The sequence below is a fragment of the Haloplanus sp. HW8-1 genome, from assembly GCF_023703795.1.
Classification (GTDB): domain Archaea; phylum Halobacteriota; class Halobacteria; order Halobacteriales; family Haloferacaceae; genus Haloplanus; species Haloplanus pelagicus.
Genome location: NZ_CP098518.1, coordinates 1374185 through 1386764, shown reverse-complemented (window position 1 = coordinate 1386764; position 12580 = coordinate 1374185). Strand labels below are relative to the sequence as shown.

General features: G+C 66.8%; 10 protein-coding genes. 6 read left to right on the top strand and 4 right to left on the bottom strand.

Features of this window, described 5'->3' with window-relative positions; all coding sequences use genetic code 11:
* Positions 1-304: 304 nt before the first annotated feature.
* Positions 305-1996 (bottom strand): thiamine pyrophosphate-binding protein, encoded by a 1692-nt coding sequence (locus NBT82_RS07335; protein WP_251330891.1) that lies wholly within the window; start codon positions 1994-1996, stop codon positions 305-307.
* A 534-nt stretch (positions 1997-2530) separates the two neighbouring features.
* Positions 2531-3325, bottom strand: coding sequence for an IclR family transcriptional regulator (locus tag NBT82_RS07330; protein ID WP_251330890.1), 795 nt, complete (start codon positions 3323-3325; stop codon positions 2531-2533).
* A gap of 130 nt (positions 3326-3455) precedes the next feature.
* Here NBT82_RS07330 and NBT82_RS07325 point away from each other — a divergent pair, with 130 nt between their 5' ends.
* Complete coding sequence (locus NBT82_RS07325) at positions 3456-4685, top strand: serine hydroxymethyltransferase (RefSeq protein ID WP_251330889.1); 1230 nt, start codon at positions 3456-3458, stop codon at positions 4683-4685.
* 45 nt (positions 4686-4730) lie between these two features.
* Positions 4731-5447 (top strand): helix-turn-helix domain-containing protein, encoded by a 717-nt coding sequence (locus NBT82_RS07320; protein WP_251330888.1) that lies wholly within the window; start codon positions 4731-4733, stop codon positions 5445-5447.
* Positions 5448-5456: 9 nt separating this feature from the next.
* Here NBT82_RS07320 and NBT82_RS07315 read toward each other — a convergent pair whose 3' ends face one another.
* Complete coding sequence (locus NBT82_RS07315) at positions 5457-6431, bottom strand: ornithine cyclodeaminase family protein (protein WP_251330887.1); 975 nt, start codon at positions 6429-6431, stop codon at positions 5457-5459.
* A 144-nt stretch (positions 6432-6575) separates the two neighbouring features.
* Here NBT82_RS07315 and NBT82_RS07310 point away from each other — a divergent pair, with 144 nt between their 5' ends.
* Together NBT82_RS07310 and NBT82_RS07305 are read left to right on the top strand one after the other, a co-directional pair.
* On the top strand, positions 6576-7463 hold the full coding sequence (locus NBT82_RS07310) for a DUF3100 domain-containing protein (protein ID WP_251330886.1): 888 nt from the start codon (positions 6576-6578) through the stop codon (positions 7461-7463).
* A gap of 1 nt (position 7464) precedes the next feature.
* On the top strand, positions 7465-7923 hold the full coding sequence (locus NBT82_RS07305; protein WP_251330885.1) for a hypothetical protein: 459 nt from the start codon (positions 7465-7467) through the stop codon (positions 7921-7923).
* Between the two features lie 105 nt (positions 7924-8028).
* Here NBT82_RS07305 and NBT82_RS07300 read toward each other — a convergent pair whose 3' ends face one another.
* Positions 8029-9087 (bottom strand): M20/M25/M40 family metallo-hydrolase, encoded by a 1059-nt coding sequence (locus NBT82_RS07300; RefSeq protein ID WP_251330884.1) that lies wholly within the window; start codon positions 9085-9087, stop codon positions 8029-8031.
* Positions 9088-9213: 126 nt separating this feature from the next.
* On the opposite strand from NBT82_RS07300, the gene NBT82_RS07295 reads away from it, so the two are divergent.
* Positions 9214-10299: an N-acetyltransferase DgcN family protein gene (locus NBT82_RS07295; RefSeq protein WP_251330883.1), complete on the top strand. Its 1086-nt coding sequence runs from the start codon at positions 9214-9216 to the stop codon at positions 10297-10299.
* Between the two features lie 1024 nt (positions 10300-11323).
* Positions 11324-12556 carry an iron-containing alcohol dehydrogenase gene (locus NBT82_RS07290; protein WP_251330882.1) on the top strand — a complete coding sequence of 411 codons (1233 nt, stop codon included), beginning with the start codon at positions 11324-11326 and terminating at the stop codon, positions 12554-12556.
* Positions 12557-12580 lie beyond the last annotated feature (24 nt).

Here is a 12580-nt window from a genome sequence, read left to right as displayed (position 1 = left end):
CGCCGGGCAAAGGACCGTCCAGATCCGCACGAGAACCGCGGGAGGAACGGCGAACGGCGGGACTACGTCGGGGAGCCCCACCGACCGGCGGATCGCCCCGATCGGTCGACGTGTGGAGTCCATCGGGTCCGCGCGGGACGAGTCGGCGCCCCGACGTCGTGTGCGGCGACGACAAAAAATATCATATCTCGATGTATGACGGTATTCGTATATGTTGGCGAGATTCCGCCCCGTCGGCCGGAGCCGAGAGCGGCGAGCGCCGACCGGTGGTGACTCCCGGTGCGGTCCGCAGCGAGGCGGCGGATTACCCGAGGTCGATCGACGACTCGTACGCGGTGGCTTCGACCACCGACGGCTCGTCGGCCGGCACGCGGACGTCGACGAGCGTCGGCACGTCGGCGTTCATCCCCTCCTCGACCGCCGTTCGGAGGGCGCTCCGGGAGTCGACCTCGATCCCGCGGCACCCGAACCCGCCCGCGATGGCCACGAAGTCGGGGGACGTCCAGTCGAACCGGTGACCCTCGGTGTACTCGTCGATCTTCGGGGACTTGCTGATGATGCCGTAGTCGGCGTCGTTAAAGACCACGACCACCACGTCGAGGCCGTGTTCCACGGCGGTGTGCAGTTCCGAGAGACACATCATCAGTCCGCCGTCCCCGTGGAGGGCGACGACGGGGCGATCCGGATGGGACACCTTCGCACCGAGGGCGGCCGGGAGGCCGACGCCCATTCCGGCCCAGGAACCGGCGGTGACGTAGGTTCCCCGGCCGTACGCCCGGAACACCTGTTTCGACCAGAGGCGAAAGCCGCCGACGTCCGTGGTGACGATGGCGTCCCGCGGGAGCGCCTCGCGGACCGTCCGAAGTCCGCCGGGCGTCGTGACGGGGGCGTCGTCGAGCAGTCCCTCGTCGTCGAGGTGAGCGGAGAACTCCGCCCGGACGCGGCGACCGATCGCCGCGCCGTCCCACCCCCGGCTTCGATCCGTCGCCCGCAGTCCGTCGAGTACCGACTCCCCTGCCCGTCCCACGCGTTCGACGATGGCGACGTCGGCCCCGTAGCCGGCGTCGATGTCGTCGACGTCACGGGTCACCTGAACGAGCGTCTCGCCCATCGGCAGCGTCCAGTTCGCCGTGGTGACTCCATCGAAGTTCGTCCCGAGTGCGAGCACCACGTCCGCGGCGGCGAGTACGCGCTTCGCACCCGCGGGGAGGTGTTGTGCAGTCACTCCCACGAACCGGGGATCGTCCTCCGGGAAGACGCCCTTGCCCTTGTACGATGCCACGACCGGCGCGTCGAGTTCGGCCACGAGATCCCTCGTCACGCGGCAGTCGTGGGACGACCGTCGCGCTCCTGCCCCGACGTACACGACGGGGCGTTCGGCCGCGGCCAGTTCCTCGATCGCCGCGTCGTAGTTTCGGGCGTTGTCGTGGTCGACCGTCTCGGGCGAGACCGTCACGGGATTCGCCGCGAACCTCGCCGCCAGTACGCTGCTCGGCACGCCCAGGCGGACCGGGCCGCGGGGCTCGCTCAGTGCGATCTCGATCGCCCGCGTGACCGCCTCCGTGAGTTCGGCCGGTCGAGCGACGTTCACGTTCGCCTTCACGACGTTGTCGTACGTGTCGGGTTCGATCTCGTGAATCGCTCCCTGTCCCCGATCGGCGGGGTCGGCGTCGGCCGAGACGTGGACGATCGGGACACGGTCGTCGTAGGCGTTCTTCAGCCCGTGCATCGCGTTCGTGTCGCCAGGGCCCGGAACGGTGAGTGTGGCCGCGGGCGTGCCGGTCGTCTCGTAGTACCCCCAGGCGACGTGCGGGATGGCGGTCTCGTGGCGGGCCATCAGGTACTCCATCCCCGTGCGCTCCGCGACGACGCGGTCGAGCGGGAGCGTCTGCGTACCCGGCAACCCGACGAGGAGTTCGATGCCGGCGTCCACGAGCGCGTCGTAAACGTGCTCGCCGCCACCTTTCGTCCGGGGCGTGTCACCGTCTGCGGTCATGCGCTCGACGGTTACGGACGGAGGCGCATAAGCGTGGGCGTCCGTGAGCAGAGTGGCGACGTGGGGACGAGGGTCGCGACGTCGACGGAGGACAGCGTCGAACGGTCCGCACCGGCGTCGAGGCGATGATGCCGGTCGACGGGACGAGCGGTCGGCGTTCACGACCCGACAGCGGACACACCGGCGCCGGAAACGCGGCCGATCCGGCGTGTCTGACGCCGCCCGCCGAGTCGCTCGCGCGGGACGGACCGGCGGAGCGAGCGTCGCCTCCGGCCGGAACCACGGCGGAATCCCGCCCATCTCCGAGATAATAACACGAATACGTGTGTTATTCTCACCATCCCGTCGAGAGGATCCGGGCAGGGGTCGTGATGTCGCGGGTCGCGACGTGGCCGACGCCAGGGAGCGACCGGTCGATACTATAGTAGCCTTTGTAAGTCATCGCACACCTGATCGCACGCAGTCTGGCGATCAGGTGTGCAAACAGTTCCAAACGCTACTATACAAGAACGTCCAGCATGGCTGGAACACCCCTTACGATCCGTCGTCGCCTCGGTCCGGCTGTTGGAACGCCCGCTGCCACCGCGTTTCGATCTCCCGTTCGATCTCGTCGGCGGCGGAGAGCAGTGTCTCCGCGATCTGGTCGTACGGCGGATAGTTGTACGTGGGTCCGGCGATCGAGAGGCCGCCGGCGACGGTCCCGTCCGGTTCCCTGATCGCCGTCCCGACGGATTTGATACCGCTGTTGCTCTCCTCGTCGTTTATGGCGTACCCTCGCTCCCGGCTGGCCTGGACGTCGTCGAGCAGTGCCTCGCGGTCGACGATGGTGTTGTCGGTGACCGGGGGGAGGCCACGCCTGTCGAGGACCGAGGCGACCCGTTCGGCCGGGTAGGCCGCGAGAATCGCCTTCCCGGATGCGCACGCGTGAATCGGCACGTACCGGCCGAGCTGGAAGCCGCTACGGTTCCTGTGTCCGACCTCGTCGAAGATGACCACGACCCGTCCGTACTCCTCGACCGAGAAATCCACTTCCATATCTATCTCGTTCGCGATCCGGGCGACGTTGTCGCCGATGACCTCGTAGGAGAGTCGCCGTGTTTTGGCCTGTTCACCCAGGTGATACAGTTTCAACCCGAGGTAATACCGATCGCCCTTCTTGACGACGTACTCGTGTTCCCGGAGCGTGGTCAGGTGGTTGTGTACGGCACTCCGCGAAATCCCGAGCGCGTCCACGAGGGTGTCCGCACGAACGCTATCGTGGGCGTTGATGACCTCGAGGATCTCCAACGAACGGGTCGTGGTCTGCAGGACGTTTCCGTCGGCGGTCATGTGACGGTTGGTCGGCCGGCGGGGTGATAAAAATGTCTCTCCGATGGACGCTTATATACTCGCCGACGCATCGAACACCGATCACCGTGATCCAAACGTTTATATCAGCCCGAGTGAACCTCAGAGTGAGATGCAGCACGAACAAGTCGAGACTGCGGCGAGAGCCGTGGCCGAGGCGATCGAATCAGAGGCGCGATTGCAAGAGGAGAGTCTCATGATGATCGCGTCGGAGAACGTCGCGAGCCCCGCCGTCCGGGAGGCACAGGGCAGTATCCTCACGAACCGGAACGCGCTCGGGTATCCCGATTCGCGGCTGTATCCGGGATCGGAGAACATCGACGACGTGGAGTCGTTGGCGATAGCGTACGCGGAGGAGCTGTGGGGGGCCGAGCACGTCAACGTGCAGCCACACAGCGGGTCGCTGGCGAACCTGGCGGTCTACCTCGCCGCCCTCGATCCCGGGGATACGATTCTCACGCTGCACCCTCGGGATGGGGGACATATCACCCACGGCGCCGACCTCCACGTCAGCGGTGATCTCTACGAGACGGCACACTACGAACTCGATCCGGCGTCGGGGCGTCTCGACTACGACGCCATCGCCCGTCGAGCCGACGACGTCGATCCCGACATGATCGTCTCCGGATATTCGTCGTATCCACGGACGATCGATTGGGAACGGTTCCAGGAAATCGCGGAGACGGTCGACGCGTACCACCTGGCCGACATCGCCCACGTCTCGGGGCTCATCGCGACGGGGGCGTTCCCGTCGCCGGTCGGTGTCGCCGAGTTCTGTACGGGATCGACGTACAAGACGATCAAGACCGGTCGCGGGGGGATCATCATGTGTGACGAGGAGTACGCCGAGGCGGTCGACGAGGCGCTGTTCCCCGGGCTTCAGGGCGGGGCGGCGATGCCGAACATCGCCGGGAAGGCGGCCGGGTTCGCGGAGGCACTCGACGACGACTTCGACGAGTACGTCGACCGGACCATCGGCGACGCGCGGGCACTCGCCGACGCCCTCTCGGATCGAGGAATCGACGTCGTGACCGACGGCACGGACACCCACATCGTGCTCGTCGACCTCCGGGACTCCCACGGGGACCTCCCGGGAAGCGAGGCGGAGACGGCGCTGGAGGCGGCCGGGATCATCGCCAACAAGGCGTCCGTCCCCGGCGATCCGCGATACCCCTCGGACGCGAGCGGCGTTCGGTTCGGAACGACGAGCCTGGCCGCCCGGGGGTTCGACGAGACGGCGATGAACGCCGTCGCCGACCTCATCGTGCGCGCGCTCGATGGCGCGGGCGACGAGCAGGCACTGGAGGAACTGTCGGCCGAGGTGAAACGGCTGTGTGCGTGACCGCCAGCACCCGACCAGTCCGTCCCCGTCGGGGACTCTGTAGCGATGGCGACTCAGCGTAGCGACCGGTCCACGACCAGCGGGAGTTCACAGCTGAAACTGAAGCTCCGGCACCCGAACTGCTGGATGACGGAGGTGACCGCGGCGGTCGACGGACGCCTCCTCGTCAACGCCGTCTACACCGGCGACGGGAACGTGACGGCACACGTCGTCGTCCACGCCGACACCACTGCGGCCGTCGACGACCTCGTCTCGGCGGCGCGCCGGTCGACACACACGGATTCGGTCACCGAGATGGAGCCCCGCGACGAGTTCGGCCTCGCCTCGAGGCCGGTCGGAAAGGCGACTCGCGGCCTACTCGTCGAGTTCGACCCCGCGGACAGCATCCACGACGCCATCGTCTCCAGGGGGTATCTTCCACAGGAACCGCTCCGGATACGCGACGGCTACGAGTACTGGACGGTCGCCGTCGACAAACGCCGCGACCGGATGCAGGCGGATCTCGACGCGATCGCGAGCGAGAACGACGCCGAGATCACGGTTCGACGGGTGGCGACGAAAGGATCGATCGCCGACGCCGACGCCGACCTGCCCGCGCTGTCGGATCGCCAGCGCGAGGTGTTCGAACTGGCACGAGCGCGGGGCTACTACGAGTGGCCGCGCGCCGTCTCGGCCACCGATCTCGCCGAGGAGGTCGGGGTCGCGAAGGCGACGGTGCTGGAACACCTACGGAAGGCCGAGGCGAAACTCCTGGGCCCCTGACGGGCCGCGCTACGAGGAGAAGCCGAACGTCTCGGGGGTGTCGTCGCGTGCGGCCTCGTAGACGATGTGTGCGGTCGCGACGTCCTGGATGGCGAGACCGGTCGAGTCGAACACCGTCACACCGTCCCCGGCGACGCGGCCCTCGCGCCGGCCGGCGACGATCTCGCCCAGTTCGGCGTAGACGTCCGACTCGTCGATCAGTCCCTCGCTCCAAGGAACGTTGATCTCCCCGGAATGTGTACACTGTTCGTGATCGTCGATGACGAGTTTGGCCGCCTCGATGGTCCCGTCCCCGAGTTCCCGTTTGCCGGGCGCGTCGGCGCCGACGGCGTTGACGTGGGTGTGATCGCCGACGTCGGCCGCGGCGACGATCGGCTCCTCGACGGGGGTGACAGTCGAGAGGACATCACAGGCGGCGGCGTCCGCGACGTCGCCGGACCGAATCTCGAACCGATCGGCGAACGCGTCGACGAACCGTTCGACGCGGTCGTCGTCGGGATCCGAGATCACCACTTCCTCGATCGGCCGTACCGTCGAGACCGCCTCCAGTTGGGCGTACGACTGGGTGCCCGCGCCGACGAGTCCCATCGAGGTGGCGTCGGTGACGGCGAGGTGGTCGGTCGCGACGGCGGCCGCTGCGCCGGTTCGACGCATCGTGAGTTCGGCCCCGTCCATGACGGCAAGGGGGCGTCCGGTCGCCGGGTCGGAGTAGATCATGACTCCTAGCACCGTCGGGAGGTCGTGGGCGCCGGGGTTGTCGGGGTGGACGCTCACCCACTTCACCCCGGCCGCCTCCCACTCGTCCGCGTCGACGTACGCGGGCATCGAGCGGAAGTCTCCGGTCGGCACGTCAACGTACGATTTCGCCGGCATCTCGACGGCGTCCCTCGCGTAGGCCGCGAATGCGTCCTCGACGGCCGAGACGACGGCCGTCATCGGTGAGTGTGTCGCTACGTCCGACCCGTTCAGGATGAACGTCTGCATACGGCCGCTGGGATGGTCCGTGACTAATACACCACCCCTCTCATATGAGGCGTCGTCGTCCTTCCTAGATTATGTTGCGCCCGGACCCGTAAACAATAACAACGCTTTTGTAGTGTGACACTGCAGCCTATGTCGAGGTATATCATGGCAAACACCAATACAGAGACCGACGAACCGACCGATGCCGACTCGGACGGCGATCGGTGGGATCCGATACGCGTGTCAGGCCGCTGGACATTCCACCTGAAAGCGCACGTCACGGTTCTCCTGATCGTCGTCGTCTCCGAGTTCATCGGCACGCAAACGTACCCGGTCGGCCCGGGCCAAGTGGTCATCCTCCCGATGCTCTACGCCGTCGTGTTCGGGATGCTACTCGGTTACCGAGTCCTCGGCGCGTACATCGACGAACTTCGGAGCGTCGTTCCGAAGGAGGTGAGTGAGATCAGTTCGCCGCTGATCGTGGTGGCGCTGATGCCCCTGGGCGTGAAATACGGGACGCTGGTCGCTCCGAACTTCTACGATATCATCGGGGCGGGACCGGCGTTCCTGCTCCAGGAACTCGGCAACCTGGGGACGATTTTCCTCGCGCTCCCGCTTGCTCTCCTGCTCGGACTCAAGCGGGAAGCGATCGGGTCGGCGGTCAGCATCGCTCGCGAGCCGACCCTCGGGATCATCACGGACCTCTACGGGCCCGACTCGCCCGAAGGGATCGGCGTCCTCGGCACCTACCTGACGGGAACGTTCCTCGGAACGCTCTTTTTCGGCATCCTCGGCGGCCTCGCTCCGATAACCGGGCTCCACCCGCGAGCGATCGCGATGGCTTGTGGGATGGGAAGCGGAAGCATGATGACCGCCTGTGCCGGGTCGCTGGCGACCGCCGTCTCCTCGGTGCCGGAAGACGAGATCCTCGCGTTCGCCGCGACGAGTAACCTGCTCACGGGACTGACCGGCGTGTACGTCGTCCTGTTCGTCGGCGTCCCGCTCATCAACAAACTGTACGGCGTCCTCGAGCCGATCATCGGGAGGAACTAACATGGACCGAACCGACTTCGTCACGAACGCGCTCGCAATGCTCGTCGTCGTCGGCGTCATCACCCTCATCGGGAACACCGTGGGGTACGACGCCGGCATCGTCGAATCGATCCCCGGGATCGTCCTCATCATCGCGATCGGGATCGTCTCGCTGTATCTGGCCCGCGAGATCCCGCTCGAACTCCCCTCGTTCGCGTACGCCATCTTCATCGCGATGGTGCTGGCCCTTCCCTTCTCGCCGACACAGGAGGTCTTCCTCCGGTACACGGACCGGATCAGCTTCCTCGCGACGGCCACGCCGATCCTGGCGTACGCCGGCCTCTCGGTCTCCCTGCAGATGGACCGGCTCAAACAGATCGGCTGGAAACTGGTCGTGGTCGCCGTCTTCGTCTTCTTCGGCACGTTCTTCGGCTCCGCGATCATCGCCCAGACCGTGCTGTCCTTCCAGGGGATCATCTGAGGGTTCTCCCCGGACGGTCGATTTTTCGTCCCGATCCGTGACGGCACTCCTCGGTCGACGACGCCGCGAGTCGGGGACACCCGACGACGTCCCGACCGACCCGGGCTACGCGAGCGTCGCCGCGAGGAACTCGGTCAGGATCGCCCCCGCGCGTTCGACCTCCTCGACGGGCACGTACTCGTGTTCGGAGTGAGCGATCGCTTGGTCGCCGTCGCTGATCAGCCCCGGACCGAACACGACCACGGGCATGTACGGGGCGAAAAACGCCGCCTCGGTCGCAGCGTCGAACGGCCGAACGGCCGGTTCGTCGTCATGACCCGCCGCCACGTGGTCCCGGAACGACGTGACGAACTCGTCGGTCACGTCCGTCTTGAACGAGTCGAGCGACGAGCCGCCGTCGTAGAAGCCGACCTCGGACTCACAGACCAGATCCCGGAGTACCTCCTTGACTTTGCCGACGGCGTCCTCCCGGGACTCGCCGGGGACCGTCCGGTAGTCGACGACGAACTTCGTATACTCCGGCACCTGGTTGGGGCGGTTGCCGCCCTCGATGATCGTGGGCGTGAAGTTGTTCGTTCCGAGCGTCTCGTCTTCCAGATGGGGGAGGTCGCCGATCCGCGTGATCGCCTCGGCGGCACACACCGTCGTGTTGGTGCCACTTTCGGGGGTTGCCCCGTGAGCCGACGCGCCGAAGAGTTCCACCAACAGGTCGTAGTGCCCGCGCGCCGACGGACAGACGTCCAGTCCGGACGGCTCGCCGACGATGGCGAAGTCGGCGTCGATACCGCCCGAGAGATACTCGTAGAGGCCGCGCTGGGTCGTCTCCTCGTCCGGAGAGATCACGAGCCGTACGCTCCCGGCGTCGGGGTCGACACGGGAGAACGCGGCCAACATCGGGGCGAGACAGCCCTTGGCGTCACAGGCGCCACGCCCGCGGATCTCCTCGCCCACCCGCTCGAACGGGACGTGCGGGGAGACGACGTCCATGTGAGAGTTGAGGACGATCCGTGGGCCGTCCCGGTCGCCGCGCTTCTCGGCGCACACACAGCCCGTCTCGTCCAGTTTTGCGCCGTCGATCACGTCGAGCAGATACTCCCGGATCTCGTCGACGTCCTCGTGACTCTCGATTCGCATCAGGCGCTCTAACTGCACCACTGAATCCATACCGTCGTGTCTCCCCGCTCGTACATATCATTTGGTATCGGACCACTTACAACTCGTCCGTCGGGAGGACGGTCCCCTCTCACGAGAGGGAGGAGAGATTAGACGAAGCCACGCACGGAGTGCGCCATGGACCTCAGAGGCTACTTCGAGACACCCGTTCCGGCCACCGTTCTCGCCGAGGGCGAGTTCGGGACGACCGAGGGAAAGACCGCGAACGGCATCGTCACGAGCAGCGAGGTGTTCGACACCCGCGTCGTGGTGGACTCACGGCACGCGGGGTGTCGTCCCGCCGACGTCCTCGAGAGCCGCGACGCGCCGGACGTGCCCATCGTGACGTCGGTGGAGACCGCCCTGGCGAAAGCCCCCGAGGTCGAGGTACTGGTCATCGGAGTGGCGCCCGCAGGGGGCGGCCTGCCCGAGTCGTGGGTGGACGACATCGAGGCGGCGATCCGAGCGGGCTGTGACGTCGTCTCCGGCCTGCACGTGTTCCTCTCGGAGGACGAACACTGGACCGACCTCGCCGACCGGCACGGCACACGACTGATCGACGTCCGGAAACCACCCGGCGATGACGACCTCCGGGTCGGCGACGGGTCGATCGACGACGTGTCAGCGGACGTGGTGCTCACGCTCGGCACGGACTGTGCGGTCGGGAAGCGGACGACGACCTACGAACGCTACCGGGCCGCACGCGACGCGGGATACGACGCCGGCTGGGTCGCGACCGGCCAGACGGGACTCATGATCGGCTCTCACGAGGGAACCGTCATCGACCGCGTCCCGGCGGACTTCACCCCCGGCGTCGTCGAGGACATGGTGACCGCGGTGGGCGAGGCTCACGACATCGTCATCGTCAAGGGACAGGCGTCGCTCACCCACCAGACCTACTCCGGCGTGACGCTCTCGGTCCTGCACGGGTGCTGGCCCGACGCCGTCGTCATCGCGGACGAACCCGGACGGCGGACCCGGACCCACTTCGACGCCTTCGAAGTGTCGGGGATCGAGACGGAAGCGCGGCTCGTCGAGGCCCTCTCCGACGCCGAGGTAGCGGCCGTTTCGACGTGGGGTGACTCGGAAACGGAGGCGGCACGTCTCGACCTCTCGGTTGCGAACGTCTTCGAGGAAGATGGCCCACGGGCGTTGCTCTCGGCCGTCCGTGACGTGCTCGCGGCGCCGACGGCGAGTAACGGGCCCCCGGAGTCGGGAGCGTGAGCGACGTCGTCGCCGTGACGGTCGACGCGTTCGACCACCTGCTGATTGAACCCCTTCGTGATCGGCCTCGGCACACAGCGGGACGCGTCGAACGTCCCCGTCACCGTCGGGATCGAAGCGTGAGTCACCGGCCACGGCGAGGGCTCGCCGCTCCCGCCGGTCACCGGTGAGAGGCAAGCCGCGGCGATCGACCCCGTCCGCGGCGCCGTCGGCCTCGGAAACTTCGATTACGTCGACCTGGACGGCAACCGCCTCCTCGCAGCGGACGTCGTCGACGCCCCCACACACCCGAGATCGACGGCCCGGGACACGGCGTGACGCCGTGAGGCTCGGACGACGAGGCTCGATGCCCGTGTCGCGGCAGTCGCTGCGTCGAGCGGTCGGGACTGATACGCCGACATATCAGTATTAGATATTATATTCGCCGCGTATGTATCATGCCGGTCCGTCGGCGATCACGACCGGCAACGGAACAGCCGCGAGCGGTTCACGGCGTCGGCACCACTAGGTGTGACAGCGTCGACCGACTCCTCGAGGAGGACACCCGACGTCGGGGCGGAACATACCGGGGAGACGTCTGCCGTGGGATCCGGCCGTCGGTCGCCGCCGGGACGCCACGGATCGTTCCCGGATGGGGGGTTTAGAGGCGAGCGACGGAACTACCGAATTCGAAGGCAGTCTTCGTCCTCGAACGGTACGCCCATCGACGGCCGGCCGACTGTTCACGACGGCCGATCGTACGATCGGATCGGTAGCCGTGACCCGCTTTGGATCCCCGAACACGTCGGCCGTGATGTGCCTCGCCGAGGGTGGCCTCCTCGCGGTTCCACCGCCGATCGACCCCCTATCGGAGGCGGTACGCCGCGTGGTTCAAAAACATACGTTGTCGTACCATCTATAACTACGATAGATTTACGTTCATTTTCGCATACGGCACGAGAGTGACCCTCGGTCGTCGCGAGAGGGACCAACGCCCGACGCGACCCCGGGGTATAATATTGACAGGAACGATCATCGGTGTGTCATGCACGATACCGTACTCGCGAGCGAGACGCGGACGGTCGTCTCGCCAGGCCGGATCGAACTCGGTGCCGGCGCGATCGACTCTCTCGGCGGCCACGCCGCCCGTTACGGGGAGACGGCGCTCGTCGTCGCCACCGAACAAATCTTCGACTTCCACGGCGAGGCCGTCCTCGCGGGACTGGAGGCAGCCGGCGTCGACCCGGTCGTGTACACGGACGTGCGTCCGGATCCGACCGTCGAGAACATCGAGAGCGCACACGCGCTCTACGATCGCGAGGGCTGCGATCTGATCGTCACACTCGGGGGTGGATCCTCCATCGACACGGGCAAAGGGGTCGGTATCCTCGCGGCCAACGAGGGGTCGATCCGCGATTTCGGCGTCGATCGGGCCGGTTACGAGGGTGTTCCCAACCCAACCCCGCCGCTGATCGCCGTCAACACCACCGCGGGCACGGGAAGCGAGGCGACCCGATCGGTCGTCGTCAGCGACGAGTCCACGTCGACGAAGTTCCTCATCGTCTCCGCGAACGTCGTCCCGGACGTGGCCATCGAGGATCCCGTCCTCACCCGGTCGCTCCCCAAGAGCCACACGGCTTTCACGGGCATCGACGCCCTGACCCACGCCATCGAGGCGTACGTCTCGGTGAAATCCTACAGTGTCCCCGACGGGTACGCCGAGGAAGCCATGGAGCGCATCGCGCGGTCCCTCCCGATCGCGTGGGCCAACGGCGACAATCTCGACGCCCGCGCCGACGTGATGGTCGGCCAGCTCCAGGCGGGACAGGCCTTCACCAACGCCTCCGTGGCGCTCGTCCACGGCCTCGCCCGACCGCTCGGCGCCCAACTGCATATCTCCCACGGCCTCGCGAACGGCCTCATCCTCCCGTACGTCGTCGACTTCTCGGCGATGGCTGCCCCCGAGAAGTACGCCGAAATCGCGCGTATCCTCGGGGTCGCCGACACGCACACCCCGACCCGCGAGGCGGCCGACGCCGCCGCCGACGGGGTACTCCGGCTGTGTGCCGATCTGGATCTCACCGGCTATCTCGACGAGTTCGGCGAGGTCCCGTCCCGCGAAGACTACCTCGACGTGATCGACGAGATGACCCAGGATGCCATCGACTCGGGGTCGCCCGACAACAACCCCCGAAAGCCCACCCGGGAGGAGATCACCGACCTCTACGTCACCATCTACGACGACGCCCTCGCACCCGAGGGTCCGCGGCGGTCCTGAGCCACCGGCCGGCTTCCCGCTTCG